The following is a 17,393-nucleotide window of genomic DNA, read 5'->3' on the forward strand; positions in this document are numbered from 1 at the left end:
GCCGGGCCGGCGGTGTCAGACTGGTGGACATGCCTGAGCTGCGGTCGAGGACATCCACCCACGGTCGGACGATGGCCGGCGCCCGGGCCCTCTGGCGGGCCACCGGGATGACCGACGACGACTTCGGCAAGCCGATCGTCGCCATCGCCAACAGTTTCACCCAGTTCGTACCCGGTCATGTCCATCTCAAGGACCTCGGCGGCCTGGTCGCGGACGCGGTGGCCGAGGCCGGCGGCGTGGGTCGGGAGTTCAACACCATCGCCGTCGACGACGGCATCGCCATGGGCCACGGCGGCATGCTCTACTCGCTGCCCAGCCGCGAGCTGATCGCCGACGCGGTGGAATACATGGTCAACGCGCACTGCGCGGACGCCCTGGTCTGCATCTCCAACTGCGACAAGATCACCCCCGGGATGCTGCTCGCCGCGCTGCGGCTGAACATCCCGACCGTGTTCGTCTCCGGCGGCCCGATGGAGGCCGGCAAGACGGTGGCGATCGAGGGCGTGGTCCACTCCAAGATCGACCTGATCGACGCCATGATCGCCTCCTCGAACGAGGCGGTCACCGACGACCAGCTCGGCGAGATCGAGCGCTCGGCGTGCCCGACCTGCGGCTCCTGCTCCGGCATGTTCACCGCCAACTCGATGAACTGCCTGACCGAGGCGATCGGCCTGGCGCTGCCCGGCAACGGCTCGACGCTGGCCACCCACGCCGCGCGCCGGTCGCTCTTCGTCGAGGCCGGCCGCACCGCCGTGGAGATCGCCAAGCGCTGGTACGACGAGGACGACGCCTCGGTGCTGCCGCGGAACGTCGCCAACCGGAAGGCGTTCGAGAACGCGGTCGCGCTCGACGTGGCCATGGGCGGCTCCACCAACACGATCCTGCACCTGCTCGCCGCCGCCCGCGAAGCCGAGCTGGACTTCGACGTGGCCGACATCGACGCCGTCTCGCGGCGGGTGCCGTGCCTGGCCAAGGTCGCCCCGAACTCGCCGAACTACCACATGGAGGACGTGCACCGGGCCGGCGGCATCCCCGCCATCCTCGGCGAGCTGGACCGCGCCGGCCTGCTCCACCGCGACGTGCGCGCGGTGCACTCCCCCGGCCTCGACCGGTGGCTGGCCGACTGGGACGTGCGCGGCGGCTCGGCCACGCCCGAGGCGGTCGAGCTGTTCCACGCCGCGCCCGGCGGGGTGCGCACCACCGAGCCGTTCTCCACCACGAACCGCTGGTCGTCGCTGGACACCGACGCGGCCGGTGGCTGCATCCGCGACCTCGCGCACGCCTACAGCGCCGACGGCGGGCTGGCCATCCTGCACGGCAACCTGGCGCCGGACGGCTGCGTGGTGAAGACCGCCGGGGTGCCCGAGGAGTGCCTGACGTTCCGCGGCCCGGCCAAGGTCTTCGAGTCGCAGGACGACGCGGTGACCGCCATCCTGGCCAAGCAGATCGTCGCCGGCGACGTGGTGGTGATCCGCTACGAGGGACCGAAGGGCGGCCCCGGCATGCAGGAGATGCTCTACCCCACCTCGTTCCTGAAGGGCCGAGGGCTCGGGCGCGCCTGCGCGCTGCTCACCGACGGCCGGTTCTCCGGCGGCACCTCCGGGCTGTCCATCGGGCACGTCTCCCCGGAGGCGGCCTCCGGCGGGCTGATCGCGCTGGTGCGCGACGGCGACGAGGTCGTCATCGACATCCCGGGCCGCTCCATCGAGCTGAACGTGCCCGCCGACGAGCTGACCGCGCGCCGGGTGGCCGAGGAGAAGCGCGAGCGCCCGTACACGCCGGCCGACCGGCAGCGCCCGGTCTCGGCGGCGCTGCGCGCGTACGCCTCGATGGCGACCTCGGCCAGCGACGGCGCGTACCGCCGCGTCCCCGAGTAGGTGCAAGGAGGGGCCCCCGCTTAACGCCTCGTGCAGAGGCGGGGGCCCCGCTTGACACCTTTCACCGGTAACGTCCGGCGACGTGGAGACGACGGTGAGCTACGCGCGACTGATCCGACCGGCGATCGACCGGGTCTACATGGGCGCCCGCCTGAAGGCACGCCCCCGGATGGCGGCGTTCTACGCCGAACGCGGCCACGAACTCGGCATGGAGAACACGCTCTTCTCCGGCGTGCTGGCCCGGCCGCTGCCGGCCGAGGCGCTCGCCGACGGCCTCATCTACACCGGCGTCGACCTGAGCCGGGAGCTGGCGCAGGGCGTCTTCGTCCAAGACGACGAGGGTGCCTGGCACCTGACCGAACGAGGCCGGGAGTTGGCGTCGTTCGGTCAGCGCGCCACCGGCGAGGCCGCCGAGGAGCTGTGGGGGACGCGGCCCGAGGTGCTGCCCGGCCTGAGCATCGTGCCCCGGCTCGCGGACCTGGTCGGCCGGGTGCTGGCGCACGCGCAGGCCACCGGCGGGCCGGCGTTCCGCGCCATGTCCCCGCCGTACGAGCCGGACGGCGCGTCCCCCGCGCTGCTGCTCGCCACCCGACTGGGCTCGCTGCGGCACCACCGGGCGGACGCGCACCGGGCCGCGTGGCGGGCCGCCGGGCTGACCGCCGAGGAGATCCGCGCGCTGCCGGACGGGCCGGAGCGCGCGCCGATCGAGGCCGACACCGACCGCCGGGACGAGCCGGCGTACGCGGTGCTCACCGACGCCGAGCGGTGGGAGCTGCTGGCCGGCCTCGCCGCCCTGCCGAACTAACCGCCCAACCGGCGTACGCCGTCGTCGTCGTGGCGGTGCACGGTGTGGCCGTCGCGGGTGACGCGCAGGGTCACCGCCCGGCCGGCGTGTTGCGCGGCGAGCCGAACCAGCTCGGGCACCGGGTCGGCACCCAGCTCGCAAGCCGGTGAGCCGGGCACCGGAAGCGGCTCATCCGGGTTGGCGGGGACCAGTCCGGCCACGTCGTCGACCAGGTGGGTGAGGCAGTCGTCGAGGGCCGCCGCCAGGCTGGGCCGGGTGGGCAGGTCGTCCGGGTGCATCGGGGCGTCGCGCGGTCGCACCGCCACCGACCACCACCGGCCGTCCGGCCGGAGTGGGTGGCCGGAGTGCGGTCGCAGGTCCAGCACGCCGACGTGCAGCGCCAGGTCGAGGCCGAGCACGAGCCGGACCAGCTCGGGCAGCGGCGGCACCTCCGGGCGGGCGGCGGTGACGAGAAGCCGACCGGCACCGACCTGACGCACGTACTCCCCGACCGGGTCGGCCCCCACCCAGGGCAGGCTGACGTATCCGTCACGCAGGTCACGGGCGATCATGTGGCCGCCGTCCGCCTCCGCCAGGTCCTCCGGGCGTACGCCGAAGACGCACGCCCACGCGCCGAGCCGGTAGCGCTCGGGGAGCTGCACCACCGGCCGGCCGTCAGCCGTGCGCGCCACCGTGCGGGTGGCCTCCGGGATGCCGCTGCGCCAGGTCAGGTGCACCACCCGGTGCCGCAGGTCGGTGACGGTGACCAGCACCGCCGCGCGGTCCCGGCCGGGGATGCCGTCGAACGGGAACCGGATGCCCGGCTCTCCGGACGAGGGTCCCGGCCCACCGGATGAGGGTCCCGGGTCGCCGAGCCGGGGCGGGTCGGGCGGCTCGGCGACCCGCCGCAGCGAGGGCCGGCTGCGCGTCGTGGACCGGCCGGCGGACCCCGCGTACCGCAGGGCGGTGTACCACCAGCCGCCGTCCCGCCACACCGCCTGCGCGCCCGGCCGACTGTCGGCCAGCTCGGCGACGACACGTCGTTCGACCCGGCTGACCGGCCCGGGTGGGGCGGGAATCGCCGGTGCGCCGCAGCGTCGCGGGTCGGGATCGAGCAGCCGGGAAGGCGCGGTCAGGCCCCGCTCGGTCAGGCCGGCCAGGGCGGCGCGCGCGTCGGTGAGTCTCAGCGCGGTCGCCAGGTCGGGGCTGCCCTCGACCGGACCCTCGGGGACGGGTGAGCCGAGCACCTCGTAGCGAATCGTCCACCGCAGACACTCGTCGTATCGACGGTCCGGCGACGGATGAGGACCGTCGACTCGGCGGGCCGTCACGACAAGGTCGAGCAGGAGCAGGTCGGCCAAGTGGCAGAGCTGGGCGAGCCGGCCGTCCGGATCCACCGGGGCGGGGGCGGTCGCCCCGCCCACCCAGAGCCGCCACGGGCGGCGGGCCGCGTTGGAGAGGGCCTGCGCCGCGAGGGCGTACCGGTCGGCGGCGGGCATTTCGGGACGCCAGGCCGGCGGGAGGCGTACCCGCAGCGGGTCGGGGTCGAGCGCGACGGCGACGGTGGACGCGAGGTCGCGTACCCGGGCGGTCAGGTCGGCTACCGCGCCACCTGTCGCGTCCGGCCGGGGGTCGAGGTCGGCGGGTGTCACCCGATGGGAGGCGACCGCCCCGGTGTCGGTGTTGGCGACGGTCAGCAGGAGCTGCGCGCGGCGGCGGCCCCGCCAGCGGCAGCGCGGGCAACCGGCGCCACCGCACTGCGGGCAGGTGGTCACGTCGCTCATCGCGGCGGCCTCGGCGCGCAGGCCCCGTCGTGGTCGACCCGGCGCGCGCACCGGCGGCGGTCGGGCAGCGGGAGGTCGCAGAAGACCCGATGGCGTACGCCCTGCGCGTCCTCGAAGCTGATGGTGACCTCACCGGCGTCCACTTCGGACAGGAAGCTCACCGAGCGGGCCAGCGTGCCGGCGAAGTGGCGGGCGGCGGACAGGTCGGCGGCGGTGAACGGCAGATGCGCCACGAAACGCTCACCCATGGGATTCCCAGAATACATGCACGAGAGCGCCACTCCCATTTCCGATAACCGCTAGAACAGGGCTTGTGCGCTGGTCATCCTGTGGCGTTAACGGCATCGGCGCAACACTCTCCGGCCCCGATTCTTGACTTATTTATGTACAACGGATAGGCATTCCGAAGCGGGTATTCGGAGTGTTGCAAAATGGGACGGAGGCGTGGTCGTTGGCGGAGGACATGGGTTCGACGGTGCCGCGACGGCAGCTCGGCCGGGCGCTGCGGCAGTTGCGCACCGAGGCCGGGGTGACGCTCGACGCGGCGGCCGAGGCGCTGGAGTGCAGCCGGCAGAAGGTATGGCGGATCGAGCGCGGCCTCGGGTCAGTACGCGGGGTCGACGTGCGGGCGATGTGCCAGCTCTACGACGCGAACGCGGAGTTGACCGGCGCGCTGGCCGCGCTGGCGAGCGAGACGAAGGCGAAGGGTTGGTGGCACGCCTACGGCGACGCGATCCCGGACTGGTTCGAGCTGTACGTCAGCCTGGAACAGTCAGCCGGTCGGCTCCGGTTCTACTACGACGCGATGGTGCCTGGTCTTCTCCAGACAAGGGAATACGCGCACGCGGTGTACCAGCACCGGTCCGAGGTCAGCGACGAGGAGCGGGAACGCCTGGTCGAGGTCCGGCTGCAACGCCAAGCGTTGTTGAGCCGCCGATTGCCGCCTGCCCCACGTTGCGAAGTCGTACTCTCCGAGGCGGCACTGCTGCGGGTCGTCGGAAGCAGCGAGACGATGGTAGGTCAGTTGCGTCACCTGGCAGCCCTGAGCGAACGACCGAACGTCTCCGTTCGCGTGCTACCGCTCATGGCCGGTCTGCATCGAGGCGTCGAAGCTGGCACGTTCGTCATGTTGGCGTTCCCCGCTGGCAACCGGGCAACGCCCGAGCCGCCGGTCGTCTACAGCGAATCGTGGACCGGAGCGCTGTATCTCGACCGACCCCAGGAACTCGCCGCATATGAGAAAGTCTGGGCGAGCATCGATGAGCTTGCTCTCGACCCCAGCCTGTCGAGACGGCTGGTCGATAAGATCATCGGGGAGGTTCACCATGGCTGATCTGACCAGAGCGCAGTGGCGCAAGAGCACCCGCAGCGGCAGCAACGGCGGAGAGTGTGTCGAGGTCGCCGACAACCTGCCCGGCCTGGTCGCCGTACGCGACAGCAAGGATCCGGCGGGTCCGGTCCTCACCTTCACCCCCGCCGCTTGGACCACCTTCACCGCCCAGACCAAGCACACCCGCTGACGGCAGCCCGGGGTGCGGCGGGGCGATGACCGCCGCGCCCGGGTTCAGTAGTACTCGCGGATGTAGCCGAGGGCGCGCTCGTACACGTCGTTGTCACGGATCTTGAATTTGATGTAGAGCGTTTTGCGCAGGGACTGCTGGACCTCGCGGTCACCGTCGCGGGTGTCCTGCCAGCCGTCGAAGCGCACCGCCCGCACGACCTCGTCCACCTCCTCGACGACCTTCTCCGCGATGATCGGTGTTCCGTTGCCCTTGAGCGACTGGAACAGCTCGGTGAGCGCCGCCTTGCCCTGCTCCTCGCGGGGGATCTGCGCGGCGGCCTTCTCCGCGGCGACCGTGTCCCGGGCGAGGGCGAACAGGTCTTTGAGGAAGTCCAGGCTGGCCTGCTGCGCGTGGGCGTACTTCTCCCGTAGCGCCGAGAGCCGCTTGCCGAGTTCGATGAAGGCCGGGTTGCCCTTGTGCCTGGCGATGCGGGCGGTGATCCACTTTTCGACCTCGACCGGGTCGACGTCCGGACGCCGGCCGGACATGAGGTCCTCGATCACCTGCGCGTCGAGCACGATCGTGTCGAGGTCGGTGCGAGGCACCTCGACGGTGACGTGTTCGTTGATGAGTTCCAGCGTCTTGGCACCGAGGGTGTGCCAGACCAGTCGGCCGGCGATGTCCGAGGGCCGCACCGACTCGTACACATCGGTGAGCCACCGGTAGTCGGTGGTGTAGGGCGAGACGATCGGGTCCGGGCTGAGGGTTTCCCAGAGTTGGGCGACGATGCTGTAGGCCGCCCCGAACGCGTCGCGGGCCTCGTCGCTGCTGAGCGCGTTCTGCGCGGCGATGAGCCCTTCGTAGCCGCCCACGGTCCGGTCGACGCCGGGGAAGAAGGCCAACGCCGCCTCGACGGCTGGGCGGAGCTGGTTCTTCAGCACGTCGATGTTGCTGATGACCTGCTGGATGCTCTTCTCGTCGAAGGCGAACGCCTTGGCGACGTTGTCGAAGATGCCCAGGTAGTCGACGATCAGGCCGTGCGTCTTGCTCGGCGGGTAGACCCGGTTGGTGCGGGTGATCGCCTGGAGCAGGTTGTGCTCCTTGAGCGGCTTGTCGACGTACTGCGCGTAGAGGATGGTCGCGTCGAAGCCGACGAGCAGCTTCGCCGTCACGATGATGATCTTCAGGGGATCGGCTGGGTCGTTGAACCGAGCAGTGATGCGCTCCAACTCGTCCCGGTCCGGCGTGTATTCCTTCCACGCCTCCGGGTCACGGGCGGTGCGGCTCATCACGACCGTGGAGGCGTCGGGGCCGAGGATCTTGTCGAGTTCCGCCTTGTAGGCGACGCAGGTCTCCTTGTCGTAGACGACCACCTGCGCCTTGAAACCCTGCGGTTCGACCTTCGCCCGGAAGTGCTCGGCGATGTCCTCGGCGATCCTGCGGACCCGCCCGGGAGACTTGATCAGCGACTCCAGCGAGGCGGCCCGCCTGGACAACGTCGACTTGTCGGCCTCGGTGAGCCGGTGCTGCTCGGCCAGCTCCGCGAAGGCGGCGTCGATCGCGGCCTCGTCGAGGTGGATCTCCGACAGTCGCGGCTCGAAATGCAACGGCAGCGTCGCCCCGTCCCGGATCGAATCCTGGAACGAGTAGCGCGACAGGTAGCCGCCTTCATCCTTTGTGGATCCGAACCACATGAACGTGTTGCGGTCGCGGCGGTTGATCGGAGTGCCTGTCAGGCCGAAGAGAAACGCGTTCGGCAGGGCCTCGCGCATCTTGCGGCCGTAGTCGCCCTCCTGGGAACGGTGAGCCTCGTCGACCATGACGATGATGTTGTCGCGGGCGTCCAGCACGCCTGGCGCCTCGCCGAACTTGTGGACGGTGGTGATGATGACCTTCCGCGCACCGGTGCTGAGCAGATCCTGAAGCTCCCGGCGGCTGTTGGTCGAGACGAGGTTCGGCACGTCCGAGGCGTTGAACGTTCCGGTGATCTGGGTGTCGAGGTCGATCCGGTCCACCACGATGATCACGGTGGGATTGGTCAGCCCCGCCGTGGCGCGCAGCTTTTGCGCGGTGAACACCATGAGCAGCGACTTGCCCGAGCCCTGAAAGTGCCAGATCAGGCCCTGCTTGACCTGACCGTGCAGCACCCGCTCAACGATCAGGTTCGTCGCCTGGAACTGTTGGAACCGCGCGATGATCTTTATCTTGCGGTGCTTCTTGTCGGTGGCGAACACCGTGAAGAAGCGCAGGAAGTCCAGCACCGCCGCCGGTGACAGCACACCCTCGGCCGCCTCGCGCACCACCGCCAGACCGGACCGCGCCGGGGCATCGTCGTCTGTCTCTTCCCGCCATGGCCCCCAGAGGCCGACCGGCATGCCGACCGAGCCGTACCGGAAATCCTTGCCCTCGGTGGCGAAGCTGAACACGTTCGGCACGAAGAACGCCGGGACGTTGACCTCGTAGTCCTCGTTGATCTGCGCCGCCGCGTCGATCCAGGAGTACGCCGGCCGAACCGGCGACTTCGCCTCGCCGACAACCAACGGGAAGCCGTTGCACCAGAGCACCAGATCGAAGCGGCGCTCGACCCGCCCGACCCGGTAGGTCACCTCCGTCGAGGCGATCCACTGGTTGGCGCTCGGATCCGGGTTGTCGAAGTCGATAAGACGAACCGTGACGTGCTGACCGGCCGGGCCGAACGGCATCGACTTCTGGCCGGTCAACCAGGCGGTGAACTGCTCGTTGGCGACGACCGGGTTTGGGGTCCGCCGCGCGGCCAGGATGATTGCCCGGAGCTGGTAGATGACCTCATCGGCGCGTCGTGGGTCGGCCTCGACGGCTGGGTTCAGTCGGATCAGGGCCGCCTTAAGCGGCCCTTCCAGCAGCACCTCCTCCTCACGGCGCGGCAACTGCTTACCGGACACGAACTGGGTATTACGAGAGCTGACAAGGTTCCGAACAAAGTCACGAACCGCGTTCGCTTCGTTGAACATCACTCGTCACCTCCGAAGGTTTCGGCAAGTAGCGTTGCCATCAAATTCTTGAGAGAAGCAGCTTCTTGCAAGGCCACATCCAGCGCATCTCTAAGATTTTCGTACAACTGACCGAAGCGTCGCTCGCCCTCCTCACCGAGAGCCGGAATCAGAACTGCGCCCACGATCTTTTGATTGAGCGAAGGAACAACACCACTATTACCGGATTTCGCCAAATCAGTCTCTGAAAGAATTGCGAGAAGGTAAGCTGGATCAACACCTTGCGGCCGAATCACCAAGTAGTTGTCGTCCACCAGACTGGGAACTGCAAGCGCACGCCTTCGCTCAAGCCTAATAGCGGCCCCAACGCGCGCCGTCACTAATGTCCCAGCGGGGAAAGGATCTGCATTTAGATCAACAGCCTGCTTCCTTGTAATCCAGTTTGCAGCGGAGACGAGATAGCGCTCGTTCCCGGGCCGCTCAATGTCCGCCACCTTGAAAAAGGGGACTTCGGCGCGCGGTTGTCCTTGCAAATCCTTCGGGAAAGCATGCCCGCTGCGAATCTTGGCAACTTCAGAAACTTGCTTCGCATCCACCGCCCAACGACGCAGATTCACGACGCTCTCTCGGGCTGTACTCCTCATTCGCGCTGTAAGGAGACCAAGAGCACGCCGATGACTCTCGACCGCCCAGAGGAGCCCAGCAAGATGCTTCTGCTCATTAGGAGGCGGCAGCCTGAGCTGATAGTTCGCGAGTTCGGTCCAGTTAATGTAGGGGTTTACCGAACCTCGCGAGTTGGCCACCGCATATTGATGAAAAGGCTCAGCACTTAACAGGAATGGCATGAATTCCTGAAGCAGGATGCCTGGATCACGGGTTTCAAGAACGAATGTCTTTTCGCCGGTGATCCCCTCAAACTCGGGGACGGCCGTCTTACGCAGGTAGGAACGACGCGACACGTAGAGCACGTGGCCCGGTCGGAAGCGCTTGTAGAACATCGGGCCGATGGGGTCGCGCCCGATGACGCCCCAATCCGTGATGTGAAGGCTGTTGCTGGGGATGTGTTCTCCGGCGAGGAAGCGCTCCAAACCCGAGGTCTCCGGGTCTACCCGGTCGGTAACGTGCCTGATCACGTCTCCGAGCGCGACGCGCTTCCAGCCGCTCTTGTCCAGATTGAGGCTCACTTGGCTACCTCCTGCCGCAGCATGGCGAGCACGTCACCGATGGCGCGGTCCGCCTCCGCCGCCGAGGCCCGCCAGGCGTCGACCGCGTCAATGACGTCTACAGCTTCGGCTGACTCGTCCACGCCGTTGCGGCTGACATAGAGCGGGATGGCGAGGCTGTTCCCCTTGTTGCCGATCTCGTCGAGCGTGGCGACCGCAGCGAAGCCGTCTTGCTCCTCAAAGCCCTCATAGGCAGCGAGGATCTTCTGCTGGTGGCGGCCACGCAGGAACGACTGGCTCTGTTCCCGCGCGACTTCCGTCCGAGCGTCGATGAAGAGGACCTTCCCCTTCCTGTCGACCGGCTTGCGTGCTCGCAGGATCACCACAGCCGCCGGCATGGGTGAGTTGTAGAACAGGCCTTCTCCCAGCCCCAGCACACACTCCACGAGGTCGGATTTGACCAGCCCAGACCGCATCGCAAGCTCGTCCCGCCGGAACAGGACGCCGTGCGGGAGCAGAATCGCGGCCCGGCCGGACTCGGGGTCCAGGCTGGCCGCGATGTGCTGGAAGAACGCGTAGTCAGCACGCCCCTGCGGCGGCACTCCCCACATGTTGCGGCCGTACGGGTCGTTGGTGAACGCGGTCCGGTTCCACGCCTTGATGGAGTAAGGCGGGTTGGCGAGCACCACGTCGAAGGTGCGCAGCCGGTTACCGTCGAGGAAGGCGGGTTTGGTGAGCGTGTCGCCGTACGCGATGTCCCCGTCGACGATGCCGTGCAGGAACAGATTCATCCGGGCGATGGCCGACGTCCCGTAGTTGAGTTCCTGCCCGTACAGCCGCAGGTTGCGCCACTCCTTGCCCTGCCGGCGCAGCTCGGCGGCGGTGGAGATGAGCATGCCCCCGGTGCCGCAGGTCGGGTCGTAGACCGACTCGCCCGGCTCGGGCTTGAGCATCATCGTCATCAGGTGCACGAGCGTGCGGTTGGTGTAGAACTCCTGGGCGGTGTGGCCGGAGTCGTCGGCGAACTTCTTGATCAGATATTCGTACCCCTGACCGAGTTCGTCCTCCGGCAGGTTCGCCACCGACAGTGTCTTGGTGGAGAAGTGCTCGATGAGTTCCTTGACGGTCCGGTCGGGCAGCAGGCTCTTGTTGCCCCACTCGCCGTCGCCGAACACGCCGGTCAGCGTGTCCGGGTTGGCCGCCTCGATCGCCCGCATGGCGGCCAGGACCGCCGCGCCGACGTCGGTGCCAGCCGCGCGGATGTCCCGCCAGTGGGCGCCGTCGGGGATGGCGAAGCGGTGGTTCTCCGGCAGGTCGGCCAGTTCCTCTTCGCCGTAGGCGGCCAGTGCGGCGGCACGCTCCTCGTCGTAGACGTCGGAGAGCCGCTTGAGGAAGACCAGCGGGAAGATGTACTGCTTGTAGTCCCCGGCGTCGATGAGGCCACGCAGCACGACGGCCGCGCCCCACAGGTAGGACTCCAACTCGCGCTGGGTGATGCGGGTGCTCACGCGGTCACCTCCTTCGGCCCGAGGCCCCACTTGGCCAGTTCGGCCTCCAGCGCGGCGCGCGTCTCGCGGGCGGCGGCGTGGGCCGCTTCGAGGTCGGCGATGGCCTGCTCCAGGGTGCGCTGTTCGCCGTCGTCGACGGGTGCGACGTACAGCGGGATGTTGAGGTTGAACCCGTTGGCCTTGATGTCGTCGAGCGTGGCGACCGCCGCCAGACCCGGTGCGTCGGTGAAATCCTGGACGGTCCGCAGCAGCGTGTCGGCGTGCTCGGGTTCGAGCGTGTTCTGGTTACGGCCGCGCCGGAACAGCGTCTCGCCGTTGACGAACAGCACGCGGCCCGCGCGCTCCTCGGCCTTCCGCCGACGCAGGATCAACACGGACGCGGCCAGGCCGGTGCCGTAGAAGAGGTTCGGCGCGAGGCCGATCACGGCCTCGATCAGGTCGGCCTTCAGGACGAACTCGCGGATGCGCCCCTCGGCGCCCTGGCGGAACAGCGCACCCTGCGGGAGGACCACGGCCACCCGGCCGGTGCCGGGTGCCGCGGATTCGATCATGTGCTGGACCCACGCCCAGTCGGCGTACCCCTTGGGCGGCACGCCCCCGAGCCGGTTGCGGCCCCACGGGTCGGTGCCCCACGCCACGTCGCCCCAGTTCTTGAGCGAGAACGGCGGGTTGGCGATGACGCAGTCGAACCGGGTGAGGCGACCGCCGTCGAAGAAGGCCGGCGCGCGCAGCGTGTCCTCGTGCCTGATATCGAAATCCTGGACGCCGTGCAGGAGCAGGTTCATCTTGGCAAGGCCGGAGGTGGCGAGCACCTTCTCCTGGCCGAAGAGCTTGCCCCGGAGCGTCTGCGGTCGGCCGCCCTGGCGCTTCACGTGCTCGATGACCTCGATGAGCATGCCGCCCGTGCCGCAGGCCGGGTCGTAGACCGTCTCGCCCTCCTGCGGGTCGAGGATGTCGACGAGTAGTTTCACCACCGGGCGCGGGGTGTAGTACTCGCCGGCCTTCTTGTTCGACTGGTCCGCGAACCGCTTGATGAGATATTCGTACGCCTGCCCGAACACGTCCGGCGCGACTACGGCATTGCTCAGCGTCCGGGTGGAGAAGTGCTCGATGAGGTCGCGCAGCTTGGCGTCGGGCAGCTTGTCCTTGTTGGTCCAGGCGGCACTGCCGAAGATGCCGTACAGCACGTCCGGGTTGACCTTTTCTATCGCCCGGAATGCGGTCACCAGGGCCTGCCCGATGTTCTCGGTTCGGGCGCGCACGTCCTCCCAGAGGCTCCCGGTGGGGATGCCGAAGCGGTGGTTCTCGGGAAACGACGCGTATTCGTGGTCGCCGTCCGACTCCGCCAGCGCCCGCTCGTACTCCTCGGTGTAGACGTCGCTGATCCGCTTGAAGAACATCAGCGGGAAGATGTACGCCTTGAAGTCCGCCTGGTCGATGCTGCCGCGCAGCAGGTCGGCGGCGCGGGCCAGATACTGCTCCAGCTCTGCGAGGCTGAGCGGGATGGCGAGCGTGTCACGGGGTGTCGCGGAAGCCCGCGCATAACGCTCGGTCATGTCGCGGTCCGGTCATGGGTCATGCTTGGTGCTGTCTCCTCGTGCGCGGGCGGTCACGAATCCGTGCCGGTCCACCGTAGTCGCATGTGCGACTGGCAAGGATTCCCGGCACCGGGATGTTCCCGGCGTGCCATCCGACGCGTTGCTCACCCGATCGCGCGAGGGCCCGGTCCCGCAGTCAGCTACCGGACAGAAGCCCCGGCAGGGCCCGAATCGGTGACGTGGGCCTCTCCGTCCGGCAGATGGATCCCAGCCGGGCGGATCTGCGGACATCCGTCCGGTCAACTCTTTTCGTGCGTACGCGACCACGATCACGCCGCTTTCCGGCCCAGCCCGCAGGTAACTTCTCGTACCACCGCCTTCACGAGGAGTGTCCGCATGTCCGAGGAGACCTGGCTCGCGGCCCGCCTGATCCCCACGTCCGGCATCAACGGCGCGGAGGAGCAGGAACGCCGGGCCACATCCGCGCTGCTGGCGGTGATGAGCGCGGTACGGGAGTTCGGGCGGGTGCTCACCCAGTCCCTCGGCGCACCGGCCGGCACGGTGCAGACCTTCATCGAGGTGCCGTTCAAGCTCGGCAACCAGCAGCTCTTTCCGGACGGCCTCATCCGCGTCACGCGGGGGCAGCGACAGTGGACCGCGCTGGTGGAGGTGAAGACCGGCAGCAACGCGTTGCGGACCGAGCAGGTGGAGGCGTACCTGGACATCGCCCGCGAACAGGGCTTCGACGCTCTCATCACGATCTCCAACGAGATCGCCCCCGTGCCGGGCCAGCATCCGACCACGATCGATCGCCGGAAGCTGCGCAAGGTCGCGCTCTACCACCTGCCCTGGACGGAGATCCTGACCCAGGCGGTGGTCCAGAAGGAGTACCGCGGCGTCGCCGACCCGGACCAGGCGTGGGTCCTGGGCGAGCTGATCAGGTACCTCGAACACCCGCGTTCGGGCGCACTGGAGTTCAGCGACATGGGACCGGCCTGGGTCCCCGTACGCGATGGGGTGTCGGCCGGGACGCTGCGGGCCGGCGACGTCGGCGCGGCGGAGGTGGCCGGCCGCTTCGACGCCCTGATCCGCTACGCCTGCCTGCGCCTCGGCCGGCAGTTGGGCACCGACGTCACGCCCGCGCTGAGCCGCCGTGACCTCGCCGACCCGGCCGCACGCACCCAGTCGCTCGTCAACCAGCTCGTCACCACCGGAAGCCTGACCGGAAGCATCAGGATTCCGGGCGCGGTCGGCCACCTCCACGTCACCGCCGACCTGCGGGCCGGGCAGATCGTCTGCCACGTCGACGTGGACGCTCCGCGTACCGGCCGGCCGACCACCAGGGTGAACTGGCTGGTCCGCCAACTCAAGGACGCGCCGGAGACGGTACGGATCGAGGCGTTCGTCCTGCACGCCCGCGGGGGCGGCGCGACGGACCTGCTGCGTCAGGTCCGCGCCGAGCCCAGCATGCTGATCACCGACCCGGCCCGTGAGCTGCGGGCGTTCCGGGTCGCCCAGAGCACGGCGGCGGGCACCAAGCGGGGCAGCGGGCGGGGCGCGTTCATCGACTCCGTGCTGCGCGCGATCGACGACTTCTACGAACAGATCATCCAGAACCTGAAGCCGTGGATGCCCGCCCCGCCGCGCCTGCGTACGCCGGACGACGTCACGCCCGTGCAGCCGGTCGCGGCGAGCCTCGTCTCCACCGCCATCTCCTCCCAGGACAGCCCCGACCTCGACGCCCCGTCGGCGGCGGGCGACAACCAGCAGAGGCGGTGACCCCGCCGTTTCTCTCCCCCGCCCGAACGGGCCCGGTGGATGGAACGGCGAGGAGTGAGGCCGGCCGCCGCGGCGGCGAACGCGCCGGAACGGAACATTCGTCCGATCGTCAACAGGGCTCTCCCATTCGCGGAAAGCGCTGGCCCGGTGACCGAATTCAATGTCGCATCCGCGCGACGGAACCGGTGGATGACAAAGCCGTTTCGAGGTGATGACGCGGTCCGGGGAGGCGAATCTCTCCACGGCGGTCCGGCCGTTGGTGCTGGCGCTCCGCTGACCGCGCCTGAGGGTACGGGCGAGGGGAAGAGGTGGGAGGATGGGGCTCCACCACTGACAGGCTTGTTCCACGCAGGCGTGTAGGAGTGTCGATGAACCTTGAGCGGCTGTGGTCCGGGCTGGCGACGGAAATTCTCCGCACCCTTGCCGCCTATCGGTCCCGGTTGTCGGAGATCGACGTGCAGGAGAAGGCCGATCGAACGCTGCTCACGGAGGCCGACCTCGCAGTCGAGAAGATGATCATCGACAGGCTCCGCGCCTTCGATCCGGCAGCCCGCGTACTGGCGGAGGAGTCCGGAAGCGGCAGTTGGCGGCCCGGCGTCGACGAGGAGCCCGAGCGGATCTGGATCATCGATCCGATCGACGGCACGGCGGAGTTCGTCCGCCCGCAGAGCAGGGAGTTCTGCTCGGTCGTCTGCCTGCTGGAGCGGCGGGAGCCGGTGGCGGCGCTCATCGTCGCCCCCGAACTCGGCACCGACCGTGCGCCGGTGATCGTGCACGCGTCCCGAGCCGCCAACTCGATCGTCGTCAACGGCCGCCCCGCAACGCTCAACAACGGCCCGAACCCCACACTTGTCGCATCTCTGACACGAAGTGCGACCTCCGAGGCGCCGCTTCACGAGTTGGCCATGGCCAAGGCGGGATATCGACTGAAGACCCGCACCACGTCACAGACGCTCGACATGCTCCGGACCGCGCTGGACCTCACCGACCTGGTCGAGGGCACACCACGCTTCGACCTCTTCTATCGCAAGCGACAGAAGGTCTGGGACGGCTTGGCGGGCTTGTGTCTGGGTGAGATCGTCGGTCTAATGTCTACGGACATTGATGGAAACAAGCGCCTGCCAGTGTCCATCGAGACGCTCGCTCAGCCAGAACCGACTTTCGCCAGCACCGTGATGGGTCGCCCGGAGGCAGTCAAGTGGTTCGCGGAGGTGGCGCGGAACTCCCGCACCGAAACACCGAGGTCCTCGTAGACGTCACATCGATCATCGGTGCCGATGACTTCGTTGCCGCTCAGAACCGCCGCACACAACCCGGCGATCCGTTCGCGCGACAGGCGTTCGTCGAGCTGATCCAGTCGTTGATTTTCATGGACCGGGTGTGGGTCGCCCACCCGGTACTCGCACGACCCACCGCTGCGGACTTCGGCACCAGGCCTCTCCTGCTCCGGGCGTTGGCAGAGGCCGAGTTGCTCCATCCGCTGCACCTTGAGGCCGACGAGAGCCGAGCCGCTCGAACCGCCGAGGAGTCCGCTCTTCAGGATCTGCAGAGCTGGCAGGGAAGCCGGGCACTCGGACAGTTCATCGAACAGGCACTCACCTGCGACGACGCCATGCCCGGTACCCGTAACTCACTGTCAAAGCGCATCCACGGGTGGTCCGCGTTCCAGGCCACACATGTCCGCGTCGCCGGTCACCACGCCGATCGGATCGGGACCTCCGACGGCGTGGAGGACGACCCCTTCGGTGAGTGGGCGAGGGCGGCCTCGATCGTCCTACGGGGGCCGCTTCAGTCGATGGCCCCACCGGGTGAGGAGGTCTACGTGGCGGCCACCCTTGCCCGAGGGCTCAAGTACCGGTCGAGAGCGGATGCCACCGGCCTTTCGTACCAGGCACACCCCCTGCGAAGAGACTTCCTCCTCACCTTCGATCTGTCCCGCGAGGGCGCGACCGAGGGAGTCGTACTCGACGTCATCAAGGCCATTCGCGGCATCCACCAGTCGCTCGCCACTGCCGCGAGCGAGAGCGACACCCATCAGGTGCGGCTGCTCGAGCTGGAACTACCGCTTCTCGGTGGCCGGCTGTGGCAGGCCTCGGAGACCGGCAGGCTGGGCGACAAGGCGTGGGTCGACCTGGTCGTCAGCCGCATCGGCGACTATCGGCAGAAGGCGGCCGATCTACGAGCGGCCGTCGCCAGGTGCGTCACCGACGAGGACTACCTACGCCTCGTACGGGACATCGACGAGGCGAAGAAGCAACTGCTCGAACGCCTCGGGTTTCGCAAGATCGCACTGTCGGCGGTGGAGCAGGAACTCGTCAACGGCGTGGCGTCCGTGGCCGAGTCGGTGCCCGGCGTTCCGAAGGTCTCGGGAATGTGGATCGGTGCCCGGGTGATCGGCAAGCAGATGGCTGCCACCGGCACGCCGGTACAGCGATTCCTGTACAAGGAGTTCTACCGGGCGTGGAAGCGGGCCGGACGCTGACAGATGC

Annotated in this window: 13 protein-coding genes; 7 read left to right on the top strand and 6 right to left on the bottom strand. The window is 68.5% G+C overall.

The genetic code is table 11. The annotated features are described in order from the left end of the window. Positions 1–29: 29 nt before the first annotated feature. Positions 30–1,877, top strand: a complete 1,848-nt coding sequence (gene ilvD, locus ACZ6O5_RS08245; RefSeq protein WP_465975381.1) for a dihydroxy-acid dehydratase — start codon at positions 30–32, stop codon at positions 1,875–1,877. Between the two features lie 82 nt (positions 1,878–1,959). Next, positions 1,960–2,682, top strand: coding sequence for a hypothetical protein (locus ACZ6O5_RS08250; protein ID WP_465975383.1), 723 nt, complete (start codon positions 1,960–1,962; stop codon positions 2,680–2,682). Here ACZ6O5_RS08250 and ACZ6O5_RS08255 read toward each other — a convergent pair. Further along, the gene (locus tag ACZ6O5_RS08255; RefSeq protein ID WP_465975385.1) at positions 2,679–4,445 is read right to left on the bottom strand and encodes a hypothetical protein; all 1,767 of its coding nucleotides are present in this window, start codon (positions 4,443–4,445) and stop codon (positions 2,679–2,681) included. The two genes, ACZ6O5_RS08250 and ACZ6O5_RS08255, sit on opposite strands and share 4 nt — an antisense overlap. After that, positions 4,442–4,693 (bottom strand): hypothetical protein, encoded by a 252-nt coding sequence (locus ACZ6O5_RS08260; protein WP_465975387.1) that lies wholly within the window; start codon positions 4,691–4,693, stop codon positions 4,442–4,444. Before ACZ6O5_RS08260 ends, ACZ6O5_RS08255 begins: the two co-directional genes overlap by 4 nt. A 203-nt stretch (positions 4,694–4,896) precedes the next feature. Between ACZ6O5_RS08260 and ACZ6O5_RS08265 the strand changes: the two genes are divergently transcribed. Both ACZ6O5_RS08265 and ACZ6O5_RS08270 read left to right on the top strand, forming a co-directional pair. Then, the gene (locus ACZ6O5_RS08265) at positions 4,897–5,778 is read left to right on the top strand and encodes a helix-turn-helix domain-containing protein (protein WP_465975389.1); all 882 of its coding nucleotides are present in this window, start codon (positions 4,897–4,899) and stop codon (positions 5,776–5,778) included. After that, on the top strand, positions 5,771–5,965 hold the full coding sequence (locus ACZ6O5_RS08270; RefSeq protein WP_465975391.1) for a DUF397 domain-containing protein: 195 nt from the start codon (positions 5,771–5,773) through the stop codon (positions 5,963–5,965). Before ACZ6O5_RS08265 ends, ACZ6O5_RS08270 begins: the two co-directional genes overlap by 8 nt. Positions 5,966–6,009: 44 nt before the next feature. On the opposite strand, the gene ACZ6O5_RS08275 is transcribed toward ACZ6O5_RS08270, so the two are convergent. The 4 genes from ACZ6O5_RS08275 to ACZ6O5_RS08290 are packed head-to-tail and all read right to left on the bottom strand — an operon-like array spanning position 6,010 to position 13,143. Next, the gene (locus tag ACZ6O5_RS08275) at positions 6,010–8,937 is read right to left on the bottom strand and encodes a type I restriction endonuclease subunit R (RefSeq protein ID WP_465975393.1); all 2,928 of its coding nucleotides are present in this window, start codon (positions 8,935–8,937) and stop codon (positions 6,010–6,012) included. Further along, positions 8,937–10,100, bottom strand: coding sequence for a restriction endonuclease subunit S (locus ACZ6O5_RS08280; RefSeq protein ID WP_465975395.1), 1,164 nt, complete (start codon positions 10,098–10,100; stop codon positions 8,937–8,939). The genes ACZ6O5_RS08275 and ACZ6O5_RS08280 overlap by 1 nt, the downstream gene beginning before the upstream one ends. Next, positions 10,097–11,587 (bottom strand): type I restriction-modification system subunit M, encoded by a 1,491-nt coding sequence (locus tag ACZ6O5_RS08285; protein ID WP_465975397.1) that lies wholly within the window; start codon positions 11,585–11,587, stop codon positions 10,097–10,099. Before ACZ6O5_RS08285 ends, ACZ6O5_RS08280 begins: the two co-directional genes overlap by 4 nt. Beyond that, positions 11,584–13,143 carry a type I restriction-modification system subunit M gene (locus ACZ6O5_RS08290; protein WP_465975399.1) on the bottom strand — a complete coding sequence of 520 codons (1,560 nt, stop codon included), beginning with the start codon at positions 13,141–13,143 and terminating at the stop codon, positions 11,584–11,586. Before ACZ6O5_RS08290 ends, ACZ6O5_RS08285 begins: the two co-directional genes overlap by 4 nt. Before the next feature lie 378 nt (positions 13,144–13,521). Between ACZ6O5_RS08290 and ACZ6O5_RS08295 the strand changes: the two genes are divergently transcribed. The 3 genes from ACZ6O5_RS08295 (at position 13,522) to ACZ6O5_RS08305 (ending at position 17,386) form a co-directional block, all read left to right on the top strand. Further along, positions 13,522–14,904 carry a stress response protein gene (locus ACZ6O5_RS08295; protein WP_465975401.1) on the top strand — a complete coding sequence of 461 codons (1,383 nt, stop codon included), beginning with the start codon at positions 13,522–13,524 and terminating at the stop codon, positions 14,902–14,904. A 368-nt stretch (positions 14,905–15,272) separates the two neighbouring features. Beyond that, on the top strand, positions 15,273–16,157 hold the full coding sequence (locus ACZ6O5_RS08300) for an inositol monophosphatase family protein (protein WP_465975403.1): 885 nt from the start codon (positions 15,273–15,275) through the stop codon (positions 16,155–16,157). After that, positions 16,103–17,386 carry a hypothetical protein gene (locus ACZ6O5_RS08305; protein ID WP_465975405.1) on the top strand — a complete coding sequence of 428 codons (1,284 nt, stop codon included), beginning with the start codon at positions 16,103–16,105 and terminating at the stop codon, positions 17,384–17,386. The genes ACZ6O5_RS08300 and ACZ6O5_RS08305 overlap by 55 nt, the downstream gene beginning before the upstream one ends. The last annotated feature ends 7 nt before the right edge of the window (positions 17,387–17,393 follow it).

This window comes from Micromonospora sp. NPDC049201 (assembly GCF_055586805.1).

Excerpts from the sequence above, each read along its gene's own strand:
- ilvD (WP_465975381.1), top strand. The coding sequence starts at position 30 with ATGCCTGAGCTGCGGTCGAGGACATCCACCCACGGTCGGACGATGGCC.
- ACZ6O5_RS08255 (WP_465975385.1), bottom strand. The coding sequence starts at position 4,445 with ATGAGCGACGTGACCACCTGCCCGCAGTGCGGTGGCGCCGGTTGCCCG.
- ACZ6O5_RS08260 (WP_465975387.1), bottom strand. The coding sequence starts at position 4,693 with ATGGGTGAGCGTTTCGTGGCGCATCTGCCGTTCACCGCCGCCGACCTG.
- ACZ6O5_RS08270 (WP_465975391.1), top strand. The coding sequence starts at position 5,771 with ATGGCTGATCTGACCAGAGCGCAGTGGCGCAAGAGCACCCGCAGCGGC.
- ACZ6O5_RS08275 (WP_465975393.1), bottom strand. The coding sequence starts at position 8,937 with ATGTTCAACGAAGCGAACGCGGTTCGTGACTTTGTTCGGAACCTTGTC.
- ACZ6O5_RS08290 (WP_465975399.1), bottom strand. The coding sequence starts at position 13,143 with ATGACCGAGCGTTATGCGCGGGCTTCCGCGACACCCCGTGACACGCTC.
- ACZ6O5_RS08295 (WP_465975401.1), top strand. The coding sequence starts at position 13,522 with ATGTCCGAGGAGACCTGGCTCGCGGCCCGCCTGATCCCCACGTCCGGC.
- ACZ6O5_RS08300 (WP_465975403.1), top strand. The coding sequence starts at position 15,273 with ATGAACCTTGAGCGGCTGTGGTCCGGGCTGGCGACGGAAATTCTCCGC.